General features: G+C 61.8%; 11 protein-coding genes and 1 tRNA gene. 3 read left to right on the top strand and 9 right to left on the bottom strand.

Annotated elements, in window-relative coordinates; genetic code table 11:
* Positions 1-10: 10 nt before the first annotated feature.
* Positions 11-1,531 carry a phosphomannomutase/phosphoglucomutase gene (locus DY201_RS21765; protein WP_115733024.1) on the bottom strand — a complete coding sequence of 507 codons (1,521 nt, stop codon included), beginning with the start codon at positions 1,529-1,531 and terminating at the stop codon, positions 11-13.
* A 201-nt stretch (positions 1,532-1,732) separates the two neighbouring features.
* Between DY201_RS21765 and DY201_RS21770 the strand changes: the two genes are divergently transcribed.
* From DY201_RS21770 to DY201_RS21780, 3 genes are all read left to right on the top strand, one after another.
* Positions 1,733-1,809 (top strand) — tRNA-Pro (locus tag DY201_RS21770).
* A gap of 410 nt (positions 1,810-2,219) precedes the next feature.
* Entirely contained in the window at positions 2,220-2,819 is a 600-nt protein-coding gene (locus DY201_RS21775) for a TadE/TadG family type IV pilus assembly protein (RefSeq protein ID WP_115733025.1), read from the top strand.
* The gene (locus tag DY201_RS21780; RefSeq protein ID WP_115733026.1) at positions 2,820-4,580 is read left to right on the top strand and encodes a pilus assembly protein TadG-related protein; all 1,761 of its coding nucleotides are present in this window, start codon (positions 2,820-2,822) and stop codon (positions 4,578-4,580) included.
* Positions 4,581-4,651: 71 nt separating this feature from the next.
* On the opposite strand, the gene DY201_RS21785 is transcribed toward DY201_RS21780, so the two are convergent.
* From DY201_RS21785 to glgA, 8 genes are all read right to left on the bottom strand, one after another.
* Positions 4,652-6,268, bottom strand: coding sequence for an ABC transporter ATP-binding protein (locus DY201_RS21785; RefSeq protein ID WP_115733027.1), 1,617 nt, complete (start codon positions 6,266-6,268; stop codon positions 4,652-4,654).
* Between the two features lies 1 nt (position 6,269).
* On the bottom strand, positions 6,270-7,406 hold the full coding sequence (locus DY201_RS21790; RefSeq protein WP_115733028.1) for an ABC transporter permease: 1,137 nt from the start codon (positions 7,404-7,406) through the stop codon (positions 6,270-6,272).
* Positions 7,399-8,322 (bottom strand): ABC transporter permease, encoded by a 924-nt coding sequence (locus DY201_RS21795; protein WP_115733029.1) that lies wholly within the window; start codon positions 8,320-8,322, stop codon positions 7,399-7,401. Before DY201_RS21795 ends, DY201_RS21790 begins: the two co-directional genes overlap by 8 nt.
* Positions 8,323-8,604: 282 nt before the next feature.
* The gene (locus DY201_RS21800; protein WP_115733030.1) at positions 8,605-10,197 is read right to left on the bottom strand and encodes a peptide ABC transporter substrate-binding protein; all 1,593 of its coding nucleotides are present in this window, start codon (positions 10,195-10,197) and stop codon (positions 8,605-8,607) included.
* Positions 10,198-10,385: 188 nt separating this feature from the next.
* A complete protein-coding gene (gene bglA, locus DY201_RS21805) occupies positions 10,386-12,023 on the bottom strand; it encodes a beta-galactosidase BglA (RefSeq protein ID WP_115733031.1) in 1,638 nt (545 codons plus the stop codon).
* Complete coding sequence (gene glgX / locus DY201_RS21810) at positions 12,020-14,041, bottom strand: glycogen debranching protein GlgX (RefSeq protein WP_115733920.1); 2,022 nt, start codon at positions 14,039-14,041, stop codon at positions 12,020-12,022. The genes bglA and glgX overlap by 4 nt, the downstream gene beginning before the upstream one ends.
* A 40-nt stretch (positions 14,042-14,081) precedes the next feature.
* Positions 14,082-15,710: an alpha-D-glucose phosphate-specific phosphoglucomutase gene (locus tag DY201_RS21815; protein WP_115733032.1), complete on the bottom strand. Its 1,629-nt coding sequence runs from the start codon at positions 15,708-15,710 to the stop codon at positions 14,082-14,084.
* Positions 15,711-17,156, bottom strand: a complete 1,446-nt coding sequence (gene glgA / locus DY201_RS21820; RefSeq protein ID WP_115733033.1) for a glycogen synthase GlgA — start codon at positions 17,154-17,156, stop codon at positions 15,711-15,713. It lies immediately after the preceding gene.
* Between the last annotated feature and the right edge of the window lie 3 nt (positions 17,157-17,159).

Below are 17,159 nucleotides of genomic sequence, written 5' to 3' on the forward strand. Positions count from 1 at the left end.
CCCACTCCCCTCAGAAGGTCTGGTTGTAGGCGCCGACGGACGGATTGCGCCTCAACACAGCGTCAACCGCCTCGAACATCTCACGCCGACGCTCGGACGACACCGGGCTTTCCACCACCACGACCAGTTCCGGCTTGTTGGAGGAGGCACGAACGAGCCCCCAGGTCCCGTCCTCGGCAACGACACGCACGCCGTTGACGGTCACCAAGTCGACGATCCTCTGCCCGGCGAAGGTTTCGCCATTGCGCTTCATCGCCTCGAAATCTGCGACGACCTTGTCGACGACGCCATATTTCAACTCGTCGTCGCAATGCGGCGACATGGTCGGCGTGCCGTAAGTCAGCGGCAGGTCGCGGTAGAGATCGGCCATCGACTTACCGGGGCTGCGGTCGAGCATCTGGCAAACGGCGATCGCCGTGACGATGCCATCGTCGTAGCCGCGGCCGATCGGCGGGTTGAAGAAGAAGTGGCCCGACTTTTCGAAGCCGGCGATCGCGCCCAATTCGGCGACGCGGCGCTTGAGATAGGAGTGGCCTGTTTTCCAGTAGTCGGTCTTGGCGCCATTGGCGGCCAGCACCTTGTCGGTGTTGAATAGGCCCGTCGACTTCACGTCGACGACAAAGGTGGAATTCGGGTACAGGCCTGAAATGTCGCGCGCGAGCATGACACCGACCTTGTCGGCGAAGATCTCGTTGCCCTCATTGTCGACCACGCCGCAACGGTCACCATCGCCATCGAAGCCGAGTCCGACATCGGCGCCTGTTTCCAGCACCTTGTCCCTGATCGCATGCAGCATCTGCATGTCCTCGGGGTTGGGGTTGTAGCGCGGGAACGAATGGTCGAGCTCGATGTCGAGCGGGATGACCTCGCAGCCGATGCGCTCCAGCGCTTCCGGCGCAAAGGCCCCTGCCGTGCCGTTGCCGCAGGCGGCGACGACGCGCAGCTTGCGCGTGACGTGTTTGCCGGCAACGAGGTCGTCGATATAGGTCTTGCGGAAATGGGGCACGAACTCGTATGTGCCGCCACCGATCAGGTCGAAATCGCCATTGAGCACGACCTCCTTCAGCGCCGACATTTCGTCCGGCCCGAAGGTCAGTGGCCGCTGCGCTCCCATTTTCACGCCGGTCCAGCCGTTCTCGTTATGCGAAGCGGTGACCATGGCCACAGACGGCGTGTCGAGTGCGAACTGGGCCAAGTAGGCCATCGGCGAAAGCGCAAGGCCGATGTCCTTGACGCGGGCGCCCGCCGCCAGAAGCCCCGCCACCAGCGCCAGCTTGATCGACATCGAGTAGGAGCGGAAATCGTGGCCGACGACGATGTCAGGTCCCGCGCCGAGACGCCGGATCAACGTGCCGATGCCCATGCCCAAAGCCTGGACGCCGATAAGGTTGAGTTCCGGCTCCTTTGCCGAGCTCGGATGGCCAAACCACCAGCGCGCGTCGTACTCACGAAAACCGGTCGGCTTGACCAGTGGGAGCGTCTCGAATTCGAACGTGTTGGGAGATGCTTGGGCGACTGGCTTGAAATTCACGTCTGCACTCCGGCGCCATGGCTGCGCATAGATTCTGTTCGCGATCGAATACCGCAAGATCGGGGCACTGTCCCCTCCCGCCACGGCAGCAAAAAGGCTTAAAAGCACAACAAGATTACTCACTTGCGAAAAATTGCGCCAGTCGAACCTTTGGCGCTTGCAGGAACCCGAACCGGCGGCTATAAGCCCGCCCACTGGTCACGGAGTGTAGCGCAGCCTGGTAGCGCACATCGTTCGGGACGATGGGGTCGCAGGTTCGAATCCTGCCACTCCGACCAGAAAAATCCCGAAATCACAATTCCTTAGACCGAAGCGCCAGAGACCGGCTTTTCGCGTGCTTGCAACTCCTGGCAGCACTGCGCCAGAATTCTCGACTGACGCTGGCAAGATTTCCAAGACCAGCGCGTACTATTCACAAGACGGCAATCAAGAGTTGCACACTACCTGCTGCAAGAAGATGGACACGCGTCATCTACGCGTGATGTCTGACAATTCATGCCGCACCTCATACGAATTGTTGATTGTTTTAAGCAGATTTTGGTATCGGCATTGAACCATTCTTGATCATTCGTCACCGCGAAGCGCCATATTAGCAAATCGATAATCTTCTGCGCTCACTCTGTCCTTGATCTTGCTTATCTCTGATCATCGAGGCCGAAGATCTTGGCAAAAGCCAAACAGGTGGCATATGACTGGGCATAATTACTTTGTGTACAAACAATATTTCAGGGAGCTAACGGCACGCAGGACGTCTGAGGCATGGCGCTCGTGCCGACAGCACTGCAAGCTCGGAGCAGACGGTTCGAGGCCGCATACCGAACGGGTTGGGCTGGACAGATGGCAAAGGAACCTGCTTCGCGGACGACCGCCTGACAGCAAATTCCTTCAGTCGAAATCCGGTACTTCGGCAATAGAGTTTGCAATTGTCGCACCGATCTTCATCCTTCTTGTTTTCGGGATGATTGCCTACGGGATCTACTTCGGCGCCCTGCATTCCGTCCAGCAGATGGCAGCCGATGCAGCCCGCACTGCCATCGGCGGGCTCAACGAAGCCGAGCGCAAGACGCTCGCGCAGAGATACATCGATCTCAACGGCGACGGCTACGTCCTCATCGACAAATCAAAACTGACGGTCGACGCCAAAGACAACGTCAATGACAGCGAACAATTCGTTGTCTCTGTGAGCTACGACGCTCGTCAGCTTCCGATCTGGAACCTGCTTCCTATGCTGCCGATGCCGGAGCAGACCATCAAACGCAGTTCGACAATTCGGGTGGGGGGCATCTGAATGTTCAAAGCAATTCTCAGCAGACTGGTTGAGTTCCGCAGCTCGAAAAAAGGCAACATGGCAACGATGTTTGCCCTGTCGTTGCCGATCGGCCTGGCTGCGGCGGCCCTGGCCGTCGACGAAGGCTCGCTTTATGTCGAGCGTCGCGAGGCTCAGTCGGTCACCGACCTGGCGGCGATCTATGCGGCGGCCAACATCGCCAAGGCCGACGCAGCGGTACTGAAGGTCTTCAACAACAACAAGCAGAACAATGTCGTCCTGGTTGACGGCTCCACGCCTCAAACGCTCGCAGTCGGCTATCAGCGCGTACGTGTCGAAAAAGGCCGCTATGCCGCTGACCCCAATGTCTCAGCCGCCACGCGCTTCGTCGTCGGCGCCACCCCACCGAATGCCGTGCGCGTGACCTACACGAAGGACGGCACGACCTACTTCGCCAATGCGCTGATGGGCGAGCGCAAGATTGTCACCAGCGCAGTCGCCACGGCGCCGGCCGAGGCCGCCTTCTCCGTAGGCTCCAGGCTTGCCAGCCTCAATGGCGGCCTGCTCAACAGTGTCCTCGGCGGCCTGCTGGGCACGACCCTGTCGCTCAATGTCATGGACTACAATGCGCTGCTGGGCGTCGACGTCAACGCGCTGCAGTTCATCGACGCCCTGAAGACCGGGCTGAACCTGACGGCGGGCACGTATAACGAGGTTATCGAGGCCGAAGCGACAGTCGGGCAGATCCTGTCGGCCCTGGCAACGGTCAACAAGGACAGGGACGCCGACATTGCCCTGAACAAACTCCTGGGTTCTCGCATCCCGGGCTCGCTCAAGGTGCCGCTCAAGAACTACATCGACCTCGGCGCGATCGGCAAACTGGCGACGGGCCGTGGCGCCGCTGGGCTGGATGCCGATGTCGGCATCATGGAGCTGATAAGCGCTGCAGCCGCGATCGCCAACGGCAACAACCAGGTCGCCGTCGATCTCGGTGCCGGCGTGCCGGGCCTGCTTGGCGTCAAGCTGAACGTTGCCATAGGCGAACCACCGCAAGGATACAGCTGGTTTGCGGTGGGCGAACCGGGCAAGATCGTACGCACGGCACAGACCAGGCTGCAACTCGTCGTCACCGTCGGCGGCTCCGGTGGACTGGTCGACAGCGTGCTGGGCGGATCGGTGCGCGTGCCGCTCTATGTCGAACTGGCATATGCCGAGGCCGAGCTCAAAAGCGTCTCCTGCCCCACCGGCAAGCCGGCAAGCGCAATCGTCACCGTTGCTGCCCAGCCAGGAGTGGCGGAGATCTGGCTTGGAGACATCAACCCGGCGGAACTCAAGGTCTTCACCAAAAGACCGGTTGTACAGCCGGCGCAACTGGTAAAACTCAACCCGGTTGGCCTCAACGTGCTGACTGTCGATGTCAAGGGCGCCGCCAATGTGCGGATCGGCAACATGACACCGTCGAACCTCACCTTCAACAAGAGCGACATCGACGCCCGCACCATCAAGTCGGTCTCGACACGCAACCTGACGCAGTCGCTGACCGCCTCGCTGTTGAGCGGACTGACGCTCGACATCGATCTCAAGGTGCTGGGTCTTGGCCTCGGGCTGTTCGTGCCGACCGACGCCGCGGTCAAATCCGCCATCATCGGGCTGCTGTCAGGGGTGACGGCGCCCATCGACGGACTGCTTTACAACGTTCTTGCGCTGGTGGGCGTGAAGGTCGGCGAAGCCGATGTCCGTGTTCACGGCGTCAACTGCGGCCGTTCCGTTCTCGTGCTCTGAAAGCGAACGGGCCCGGAGACTGATATCTCCGGGCCCGCCATCATTTTACCAGCAGTCCGTAGCCGAGACCGTCAGGCCGATTGGCGGAACTTGGTTTCGTCGATCGCCGCTGCCATCAAGGTCTTGGTATAGGCTTCACGAGGCGCGCCGAAAATCTCCTCGGTTGGTCCCTCCTCGACGATCTTTCCCTGCTTCATCACGATGATGTAGTCCGACATGGCGCGCACCACCGCCAGATCGTGACTGATGAACAGATATGAAAGATCGTGGTCGGCCTGCAGCTTGCGCAACAACTCGACGATCTGCTTTTGCACCGACCGGTCGAGCGCCGAGGTCGGCTCGTCGAGCACGACGACCTTGGGCTTGAGGATCATTGCCCGCGCTATTGCGATACGCTGGCGCTGGCCGCCGGAGAACTCGTGCGGATAACGGTTGCGCGTTTCGGGCGAGAGGCCGACCTCCAGCAGCGCTTCGACCGCCCGCTTGTCTCGTTCCTTGGTCGAGAGCGACGGTTCGTGCACGAGCAGGCCTTCAGTGATGATCTGGCCGACCGTCATGCGCGGCGACAAGGAGCCGAAAGGATCCTGGAACACCAGCTGAAGCTCCCGGCGCAGCGGACGCATCTCGGCGCGATCGGCCTTTGACAGATCCTTGTCGCCAAAGCGGATCATGCCCTGGCTGGGCAGGAGCCGGAGCAAGGCACGGCCAAGCGTCGACTTGCCTGAACCGGATTCGCCGACGATGCCGATCGTCTGACGTTGCTTGAGCATCACCGAAATGCGGTCGACCGCGCGCAGCAGCATCGGCGGGCCTGCAAGGAAACCACCACCGATCTTGAACTCAACCTCGACATTGCGCCCTTCCAGCAGGATCGGCGCGTTGTCGGCAGGTGGCGACTTGCGACCGGTCGGCTCCGCCGCCAGCAGCATCTTGGTGTAGTCGTGCTGCGGGTTGGCGAACAGTTCGTCGGCCTTGCCCTCCTCCACCACTTCGCCGTAGCGCATGACATAGACACGGTCGGCAAAGCGCCGGACGATGCCGAGGTCATGGGTGATGAAGACGATCGCCATGCCGAGCTTGCGCTGAAGTTCCGCAAGCAGCATCAGGATCTGCGCCTGGATCGTCACGTCGAGTGCTGTGGTCGGCTCGTCGGCGATCAGGATGTCGGGATCGTTGGCCAGCGCCATGGCGATCATCACACGCTGGCGCTGGCCGCCCGACATTTCGTGCGGGTAGGACTTCAGGCGCCGCTCGGGATCGGGAATCTTGACCAGTTCGAGCAGCCTGAGCGCTTCGGCGCGCGCCTCCGCACCACTCAACCCGCGATGTTTGCGGATCGGCTCCATCAGCTGGTTGCCGATGGTGTAGAGCGGATCGAGCGAGGTCATCGGCTCCTGGAAGATCATGCTGATCTTGCGGCCGCGGACCTTGTTGAGTTCCGATTTGCCGAGTGTCAGCAGGTTCGTGCCACGGTAATCGACGACGCCGGTAGCCTCGCCGTTGGATGCCAGCAGGCTCATCGCCGCCATCATCGTCTGGCTCTTGCCGGAGCCGGATTCACCGACCACGGCAACAGTCTCGCCGGCATCGACGTGAAGGTTGATGCCCTTCACCGCTTCCACCATGCCGTCGAGCGTGCGGAAGCGCACGCGCAGGTCCTTGACCGAAAGGATCGTTTCTCCAGCCATCTCACCTGTCCTTCGGATCGAGAGCGTCACGCAGGCCGTCGCCGATGAAATTCAGCGCAAACAGCGTCGAGACCAGGAAGAAGGCCGGGAACAACAGCAGCCAGTTGGCAGTACCGATGTTGGCCGCTCCGGTGGAAATCAGCACACCCCAACTGGTCATCGGCTCCTGCACGCCGAGGCCTAGAAACGACAGGAAGCTTTCGAGCAGGATCACCTGCGGCACCAGCAGGGTCATGTAGATGACCACCGGCCCCAGCAGGTTGGGGATGACGTGGCGCTGCACGATGCCAGCCGACCTGACACCGAGCGCTTCCGCCGCCTGGACATATTCCTGCCGGCGGATCGACAAGGCCTGTCCACGCACGATGCGCGCCATGTCGAGCCACAGCACCGCCCCCACCGCCAGGAACATCAACACGAAGTTTCGTCCGAAGAAGACGACCAGCATGATGACGAAGAAGATGAAGGGAAGTGAATAGAGCACATCGACGATGCGCATCATTACCTCGTCGGTCTTGCCGCCCATGAAGCCGGCGGTGGCGCCGTAGACGACACCAATGACGACCGCCACAAAACCAGCAAGCAGGCCGATAGCGAGCGATATGCGCCCTGCCACCAATGTACGAGTAAACAGATCGCGGCCAACATTGTCGGTGCCGAACAGGAAGTATTGCTGCTTTACGGCGGCGGAAAACACCGCCTCCTTGCCGTCCGCGGTCTTGCTCTCAACCTTGGCGTCGTCGAACGTGTCGGAGCGGTCGATGTAGCGCGTGTTGCGCTCATCAATCTCCTTTGGAGAGGTAACCGTGACAAAGACCCGGCCGCCCTCCTCCTTCCATTCTTTCTTGTCCACCCGCATACGCTTCAGGACATCGTCGAGAGATTTCTCGATCGAACCGGCGTCCGGATAGGGCGAGAGGCTCGGAGGCATACGCACGTAATCGGGATAGATCGTCGAATAGACATGCGGCGAGAAGAACGGCCCGACGATACACACCAGGGCCATGGCTCCGAGGTAGAACAGGCTGAACATCGCGGCCCTGTTGGCCTTGAGCCGCAACCAGGCGTCGCCAAACAGTGAACGTCCGACAACGGCGTTGGATGCTGCTGGAGGGGAACTTGCGGTAACATCAGTCATAACGCACCCTCGGGTCGACAAAGGCGTAGAGCACGTCGACGATCAGGTTGAACAGGATAGTAAACACCGCGATCAGCACCACCGTGCCCATGACCACCGTGTAGTCCCGGTTGAGCGCCGCCTGGACGAACTCGCGGCCTACGCCGGGTATGGCGAAAATGGTCTCGACGATGATCGAGCCGGTCATCAGGGCGGCGGCGGCCGGTCCGGCATAGGAGACGATCGGCAAAATGGCGCCGCGCAGCGCATGTTTAACCACCACCGACCAGTTGGACAGGCCCATGGCGCGGGCCGTGCGGATATGGTGCGAGCGCAGCGATTCGATCATCGAGCCGCGCATCAGGCGCGCCACGATGGCCATCTGTGGCAAAGCGAGCGTTAGAACCGGGCCGATCTTGTTGATCAATGCACCGTCACCCCAGCCGCCGATCGGCAGCAGCTTCCAGGCCAGGCCGAAGACGAGCTGGATCAGCGGCGCGATAACGAACGTTGGGATGGTGCTGCCGGCGGTCGCCGTGGCGATGACCGCATAGTCAGCTCCCTTGTTCTGGTTGAGCGCGGCGATGATGCCAAGCGTTCCCCCGACCAGAATGGCGAGAAGCAGGGCGGAAAAGCCGAGCTGGATCGAAATCGGGAGGCCAGCGGCAAAGCGTTCGGCCACTGTGAAATTGGGCATTACATAGCTTGGCCCGAAATCACCGTGCAAAAGGTTCTTGAGGTAGTTCCAGTATTGGAGCCATAGCGGATCGCCGAGGCCAAACTGCCGCTCCAGATTGGCGCGGATTTCCGGACTGAGCCCGCGCTCCTGGTTGAATGGCCCTCCCGGTGCGATGCGGATCAGGAAGAAGGCCATCGTTACGATGACAAAGAGCGTCGGTATCGCCGTCAGCAGCCGTCGAATGACATATATGAACATGGTCCGTTTTCCGCCTTTGCGAAAGCAGCGGTGGCGAGGCAGGAAACACTGTCGATGACGCAGCCGCCCGAACTGCCCGGTCTCAAATCACGAGACCGGGCAGTTAAGGCGAACGCATTGTCGAAGGGAACTTGTGGCGGGCTCATCAGAGCGGACAAGGGCAAACGATTGCTACCTGTCTCCGCATATGGCTGAAGTACCGCCGGTCCACGCATTGTGCTTCCAGGCTCCAAGCCGCCGCCAGGGTCGCCCCGCATTTCGCGGGGCGACGGTGGCATTGGCTTACTGCTTGCTGATGAAGCGCGTCGGATGAACGTCCATAACGTTGTCTTCGTAGCCGGCCAACTTCGGCGACACGACGTATTTGAAGTTGTAGTAGAGCAGCGGGATGTTGCCGACGTTGTCGACCAGCACCTTTTCGGCCTGCGAGAGCAGTTCCATGCGCTTGGCAGGATCGCCACCTGCTGCCGCAGCCTCGTCCATCAACTTCTCGTAGTCCGCATTGTTGAAGAGCGAGTGGTTGTTGCCGGACGCCTTGCGGCTGATGCCGAGGAAAGTCTCGGGATCTTTGTAATCGGCAATCCACCCGGCACGGGCCACGTCATAGTCGCCCTTCTGCTCAAGGTGCCCGTAGTGCGTTTTGGTGTCGGTATTGACCAGCGTCACCTCGACGCCGAGCGGCTTGAGCTGCTCTTGGATCACGACGGCGGTGTTCTTGTGGTTCTCCGAAGTGTTGTACCGGATTTCCATCTTCAGCGGCTTTTCCGGGGTGTAGCCGAGTTCTTCAAGAACCTTCCGGGCCTCGTCCTCGCGGTCGATCTGAGACTTTTCGGCAAAGGCAGCCATCGACGATTTGTAGCCTTCGATGCCGGGCGGCACCATCGAATAACCCGGGGACATAGAGTTGCCCCAGACCTTCTCCGCCAGGAAGTCGCGGTCGATCGCTTCGGAGATCGCGTTACGCAGCTTCACGTTGTCCCACGGCGCCTTGTCGGTCTTGACCGCGTAATAATAGGTGCCGAGATAAGGCGCGACATGGATCTCATTGCCGAACTTGGCCTTCAGATCGGCTAGCTGTTCGGTCGGGATATCCTCGTAGCTATCGAGTTCGCCGGCTTCATAACGCTTCATCGCCGCCGAACGGTCTTCGTTCGGAATGTAGTTGACCTTGTCGATCTTCACATTGGCAGCGTCATAGAACTTCGGGTTCTTGACCAGGGTGATGTGATCGTTCGGCACGAACTCGGAAAGTGTGTAGGCGCCGTTGGATACCATGTTGCCGGGTTTCAGCCAGTCAGCGCCAAACTTTTCGACGTTGGCTTTGTTGACGGGATAGGTCGCCTGGTGCGACAGCATCTCGAGGAAATAAGGCGTCGGGTTCTTCAGCGTGACTTCAAGTGTGTTGGCATCGACCGCTTTGATGCCCATGCCTTCGGCTTTGCCTTTACCGGTGTTGAATTCCTCGGCGCCGACAACCGGATAAAGCATGGAGGCATATTCGGCGGCTGTGGCCGGATCCTGCAGACGATGCCAGGAGTAGACGAAATCTTCGGCGGTTACGGGGCTGCCGTCCGACCAGGTGGCGCCAGCACGCATCTTGAAGGTGTAGGTCTTGCCGTCGTCGGACACGGTCCAGCTTTCGGCCGCACCGGGGATGAGCTCCGCCTTGGCATCCTGCATGACAAGACCCTGGAACAGGTCACGCATCAGGTTCGCTTCATAGGTGGTTGAGGTCTTGTGCGGATCAAGCGATTCCGGATCAGCGGCCGCACCACGGTTGTAGACGACCTCCGCAAAGGCCGGAACGGACAACGCTCCAGCAGACAGCGCAAGCGTCGTAGCGAACACTGTCGCTTTCAGCATGTTCTTCAGCATGTGTACTTCTCCCAAATAGGCGTGTTCCCCGTAAACACGGCCTCGCCTGGTTAGCGCCCGAATGCCGGATGTTTCCGGTTTCGTTGAGCGAGCCGGCAGCTCCCTACCGCCAGCGGTGGCTGACACTAGACACGACAATTTTTATTTTCAACACGACTCGTGCTCACCTAAAGTCAACTTGAGCGAGTTCAAACAAAGCGCCCGATAAAGTAATCGAGCGGAGACAAGGTGATACGGTCTTTTTCGAGTTCGCCCAAAGCTCCCGGAAACGGCAGCGGGCTCAAGCCACCAAACCTTGCCGGAACTGGCAATGAGGCGGCTTTCTCGGAAAAGTTGAAGACGCAGAGCAGCCGTTCGGCCCCCTCCTCACGCACGAAAGCAAGCACATCGCCCTCGGTTTCGAGCAGCATGATCGAGCCGTGGATAAGTGCCGGAAGCATCCTGCGGGCCTCAAGAACCGCCCTGTAACGACACAGAACTGATTCCGCGTCGCGCTGCTGGCGGTCGACCGCGAGCGCGCGATGGGCGGCTGAAATCGGCAGCCAGGGCTTGCCGTCGGAGAAACCACCCTGCTCGGCCTGGGCCTCCCACACCATCGGCGTGCGGCAGCCGTCGCGGCCCTTGTAGCCCGGCCAGAAGCGGATGCCGTAGGGGTCGCGGAGGTCTTCGAAGGCGATTTCGGCCTCCTCCAGGCCAAGCTCCTCGCCCTGGTAGATGCAGATCGAACCGCGCAGACAGGCAAGCAAGGCAATGGAGAACTTGGCCACCGCTTCCGGGTCGCCGCCGGGCCTCGTCCAGCGTGTCACATGGCGGATCACGTCGTGGTTGGAGAATGCCCAGCAGACCCACCCGTCCGTCACTGCCGCCTCGAAATCGGCGATGCATTTGTGGACGTGAGCGGCGGAGAATTTCGGGCCAAGCAGGTCGAACGTGTAGCACATATGCAGCTTGTCGCCGCCCGACGTGTAGGCCGCCACCGTCTGCAGCGAGCGCTCGCCATCGCCGACCTCGCCCACCGAACTGCGATTGCCATATTCGTCGAGCAGCGCACGAAACCGCTCGAGAAAGGCGATGTTTTCCGGCCGCGTCTTGTCGAACAGATGATCCTGGTACTCGTAAGGATTGGCTTCCTCGTTCTCGCCGGCAATGCTCTTCGGCAAGGCCGGGTTGTCGCGCAGCCACTTGTCGTGAACGTAGAAGTTCACCGTGTCGAGGCGGAAGCCATCGACGCCGCGATCGAGCCAGAAGCGCACAGTTTCCAGGAGCGCGTCCTGCACCGCCGGATTGTGGAAGTTGAGATCCGGCTGCGAGGCGAGGAAATTGTGCTGGTAATATTGCCTGCGCGTCGAATCCCACTCCCAGCCCGGACCGCCGAAGATCGACAGCCAGTTGTTCGGCGCGGTGCCGTCAGGCTTGGGCTGCGCCCAGACATACCAGTCGGCCTTGGGATTGTCGCGGCTGGCCCGGCTTTCGACAAACCAGGGATGCTTGTCGGAAGAGTGCGACAGCACCTGGTCGATGATGATCTTCAGTCCGAGCCGGTGTGCCTCCGATATCATCGCGTCGAAGTCGGCAAGGGTGCCGAACATCGGATCGACGGCGCAGTAGTCCGACACGTCGTAGCCCATGTCGGCCATCGGCGACTTGAAGAAGGGCGACAGCCACACCGCGTCCACACCCAGCGACGCAATATGCGGCAGCCGCCTGACAATGCCGGCAAGATCGCCGCTGCCGTCGCCGGTGCTGTCCTGGAACGAGCGCGGATAGACCTGATAGATGACGCACCCGCGCCACCAGTCGGCACCAGGTCCAGCTTGCTGCGTCATGGCTGATCTCCTTGGCTGTCGGCCGCGGGCCGTTCAATCGCAAATGAAACGCTGCGCGCCGGCACGGCAAAGCGGCCAGCCGCCCGATGCGAGCCGTTCATCGCCTGTCGCCATTCGAAAGCCGGGCGCGCCGGCAGGGCAAAATTCAGATCGCGCCGCGCGCCATTGATCATCACGGCAAGCCGCCCACCCTCTGCGGCGCCATTGCCCAGCACCAGGGTCAGGCGGTGGCGGTCGGGTTCATGCCAGTTGGCATCGCCCATGGCTCGGCCGGCCTCGGTCAGCCATTCGACGTCTGCAACCTGCGCGCCATCAAAAGCCGAACCTCTCAGAAAATCCACTTGCGCCAGCGCAGGCACCTGTCGCCTCAACCTGCCAAGTTCAGCAACAAAGTCTTCCAAGGCAACGTCACGCTCGGCCCAGTCGAGCCAGGTCAGCTCGTTGTCCTGGGCGTAGGCGTTGTTGTTGCCGCGCTGGCTCCGCCCAAACTCGTCGCCCGCCGTCAGCATGATGGCGCCGCGCGAGGCAAACAGCGTCGCCAGCAAGGCGCGGATGTCGCGATTGCGCTCGGCAACGATCTCAGGATCGCCGCTCTCGCCCTCGACGCCGTTGTTCCACGAGAAGTTTTCGTTGTGGCCGTCGTGATTGTGTTCGCCATTGGCCTCGTTGTGCTTGCGCTCGTAGCGCACGAGATCGGCGACCGTCATGCCGTCATGGGCAGCGATGAAGTTCACGGTCCGCGTTTGCGCGCCGCCGCCAAAGCTGTCGGACGATCCCGCTAGCCGTGTCGCCAGCGCGCCCACTATACCGCGATCGCCGCGCCAGAAACGCCTGACATCGTCGCGGTAACGGTCGTTCCATTCGAGAAACTCCTGGGGAAAGCCACCGAGCCGATAGCCGTTGTGGCCGATATCCCAGGGTTCGGCGATCAAGACACGGTCGCCGATGACAGGGTCCTGCCGCATCGCCCGCAACAAGGGCGCGTCAGTACGGAATTCGCCATCGACCCGCCCAAGCACCGGCGCGAGATCGAAGCGGAACCCGTCGATGCCGGCATGGACGATGAAATGCCGCAAGCTGTCGAGGACCAGTTCCCGCGCAACCGGGTGATCGCAGGCAAGCGTATTGCCGGTTCCCGTGTCATTTGCATAGCGGCCGGGATCGTCGACCGCCGGGCGATAATAGGCGCCATTGTCGAGACCGCGCAGCGAAAGTGTCGGTCCGAATTCATCGCTTTCGGCGGTGTGGTTGAAGACCAGATCGAGGATGACGCCGATGCCGGCGGCATGCAGCGCCGCCGTCGTCTCGCTGAGGTCGGCCATGCCGCCAGGCGCCAGGCGCGGGTCGAGCGCCATGAAGGTCACGGGATTGTAGCCCCAGGCATTGGTGAGGCCGAGGCGCGGCAAGTGGCGCTCGTCCATCGTCGCCGTTACCGGCATCAACTCGACCGCCGACACGCCCATCTTCAGCAGATGTGCGATGATTGCGGGCTCGGCGAGTGCCCGGATCGTGCCGCGCAGGCGCTTGGGTACATCGGGATGCCGCATGGTGAAGGCGCGCACCGGCACTTCGTAGATCAGGCCGCCCGGCCTGAACGCCGGTGCTGCGTGCGGCACGATTGGCAGCGTCTCGGCCACCGCCTTGGGCATCAGCCCGGCGCTGTCGCCGCCCTGCCCCCTTGGCGACGCAAGCCGGCCATCATAGCGGTAGGGCCGGTCAAGCCTTCGCGCGTATGGATCGACCAGCAGCTTGTCGGGATCGAACCACAAGCCATCGTCGGGCGCATATGACCCATCGGCACGAAAGCCGTAGCGCGTTCCTTCGGACAGTCCGGTGACTTCCAACGCAAAGACGCCGTCTTTACGGCGCGGCATTTCCAGCCGTGCGGTCTCCGCCTTGCCGTCGGCATCGAAAACCGACACCCAGATACGTTCGGCAGCACCGGACCAGACGGCAAAACGGATGCCGTCATCGGTTACAGTCGCGCCAAGAGGTGGTGTGCTGCGATCCTGGGTCATCGAGCGGCGACAGTGCGGCCAGTAGCCGCCTTCAACCATCTCACGTAATCACGCTCGGCTTGTCGCGGCCGGTATGGCTCCTGATGCCGGCAATGTCGTCGGCGGCCTTGATCAGGTCGGCAAGCGCTGCCTGCGTGTCCTGCCCGTGCCGCGCCGGATCGGGTTCGTAGCGCTCGATATAGACGCGCAGGGTGGCGCCCGATGTGCCCGTGCCCGACAGACGGAAGACGACACGCGAGCCGCCCTCGAACAGCACGCGGATGCCCTGGTTCTTGCTCACCGAGCCATCGACCGGATCGTTGTAGGCAAAGTCGTCGGCACTGGCGATCTTCATGCCCTGAACGCTGGTTCCCGGCAGCGACGCCAGCTTGCGGCGCAGTTCGTCGACCAGTGCATTGGCCTTGTCGGTCTCGACCTCTTCATAGTCGTGGCGTGAATAATAGTTCTGGCCATAGGTCGCCCAATGCTTGGCAACGATGTCCTTGGCGCTCTCGCCGCGCACGGCAAGAATGTTGAGCCACAGCAGCACCGCCCACAGACCGTCCTTCTCACGAACGTGGTCGGAACCGGTGCCGGCACTCTCCTCGCCGCAGATCGTCGCCATGCCGGCGTCGAGCAGATTGCCAAAGAACTTCCAGCCGGTCGGCGTCTCGTAGATGCTGACGCCGAGCTTCTCGGCAACACGGTCGGCGGCACCGCTGGTCGGCATCGAGCGCGCGATGCCCTTGAGGCCGGCTTTGTAGCCGGGCGCGAGATGCGCATTGGCGGCCAACATCGCCAGCGAATCGGAAGGCGTGATGAAGATGCCGCGACCGATGATCAGGTTGCGGTCGCCGTCGCCGTCGGAGGCGGCACCAAAATCAGGGGCGTTCGGTCCCATCATCTCGTCATAGAGATGCTTGGCGTGAACGAGGTTCGGGTCGGGGTGGTGACCGCCGAAATCCTCCAGCGGCACGAAGTTGCGCGCCGTGCCATCCGCGGCACCAAGGCGACGCTCAAGTATTTCCTTGGCATAAGGTCCTGTTACAGCGTGCATGGCATCGAAGCGCATGCGGAAGCCGGACTTGAACAGCGCGCGCAACGCGTCGAAATCGAACAGCGTTTCCATCAGCTCGGCATAATCGGCGACCGGATCGACGACCTCGACCTTCATGCCGCCGACTTCGAATGTGCCAAGCTTGTCGAGATCGACCGCACCGATGTCGGCGGTTCTGTAGGCCGGGATGACCTTGCTGCGGGCATAGATCGCGTCGGTCATCTTTTCCGGTGCTGGACCGCCGTTTTCGGCATTGTACTTGATGCCGAAATCCTCGTGCGGGCCGCCGGGGTTGTGACTGGCCGACAGGATCAGCCCGCCAAAGGCCTTGCGCTTGCGGATCAGGTTGGAGGCCGCCGGCGTCGACAGGATGCCGCCCTGCCCCACCACCACGCGGCCGAAGCCATTGGCGACCGCCATGGCGATGACCTTCTGGATCACCTCGCGATTGTAGAAGCGGCCGTCGCCGCCGACCACCAGCGTCTTGCCGGCGAAGCCTTCGAGCGAATCGAACACCGACTGGATGAAGTTCTCGGCATAGTTCGGCTGCTGGAAGACCGGCACCTTCTTGCGCAGGCCCGAAGTGCCGGGTTTCTGGTCGTTGTAGGGCGTGGTGGCGACAGTACGAATCATTCAGGCATCCCTTTTCGAGAGAAGCATGCGGTAAAGTGCGGCATATTTCTGGGCGCTCCGGCCCCATGAGACATCCGACTTCATGCCCTGCTTCTGGATTGCCGCCCATGTTGCTGCCTCGGCATGCAGTGCATTGGCCCTCAGGATGGCGTGGTGGAAGGCGCCTGCGTCTTCGGGCGTGAACTGGAAGCCGGTGGCAACGCCGGCCGCAACAGCCGCCTCGTTGGCATCGATGACGGTATCCGCCAGTCCGCCGGTGCGCGCGACGATCGGCACGCAGCCGTAGCGCAGGCCGTAAAGCTGGGTGAGGCCGCACGGCTCGAAGCGCGACGGGATCAGGATGCCATCGGCGCCGCCCTGCAACAGGTGCGACAGCCCCTCGTCGTAACCGATGACGACGCCAACGCGGCCGCGATGGCGTGCGGCGGCAGCCAGAAGCGCGCCTTCAAGCCCGGCATCGCCCGAACCCAGGATAGCCAGTCGCGCACCGGAGGCGATCACCGGATCGATGATCGACGCCAGAATGTCGATGCCCTTCTGCCAAGTCAGGCGGCTGACGACGCAATAGATCGGACCGTCATCGCGATCGAGCGTCATGCGCTCTTCGATCGCCCGCTTGTTGGCCTTGCGCCCTTTCAGGTTCTTCGCCGTGTAAACAGCCGCAAGATGCTTGTCGTTCTCCGGGTTCCAGATGTCGTCGTCGATGCCGTTGACGATGCCGTGGAGATCGGGCGAACGCAGGTTGATGAGCCCGTCGAGTCCCATGCCGAAGGCCGGGGTCCGGATTTCCTGGGCGTAGGTCGGGCTGACGGTGGTGATCGCCCATGCCGCCTGCAGGCCAGCCTTGAGGAAGCCGACGCCGCCATAATACTCGACGCCGTCGAGCGCCATCGCCTGTTGCGGCAGGCCAAGACCGGCAAAGATGCCGACGCCGAACTGCCCCTGGAAGGCCAGGTTGTGCACGGTCATCACCGACGGCACTTTCGCCGCCTCGCCATAACGCATGTAGGCCAGCGTCATCGCCGACTGCCAGTCATGGGCGTGCACGACGTCAGGCCTGTAGCCCTTGACCACACCGGCAGCGATATCGGCGCCGACACGGCCGAGTGCTGCAAAGCGCCGCCAGTTGTCCTGCCAGTCCGCTCCGGCGGCGTCGCCATAGGGACCACCGGGCCGGTCGAACAGGTGCGGCGCGTCGAGCACCAGCATATCGAGGCCAGCGATCTCGGCGGCATGGAGCGCTGCCTTGCCGCCTTGCAATCCGGCGTACTGATGCACCGCCTTTTTCTTCTTCAGCGCGTTCATCACCACGGGATAGCCAGGCACCAGGCTGCGGGTGGCAACGCCAAGTCCTGCGAGCGCCCCCGGCAGCGCGCCGGTGACGTCGGCCAGCCCTCCGGTCTTGATCAGCGGGAAAATCTCGGGCGTGACCGAAAGCACCTGCACCAG

The sequence above is a fragment of the Aminobacter aminovorans genome (assembly GCF_900445235.1).
Classification (GTDB): Bacteria; Pseudomonadota; Alphaproteobacteria; order Rhizobiales; family Rhizobiaceae; genus Aminobacter; species Aminobacter aminovorans.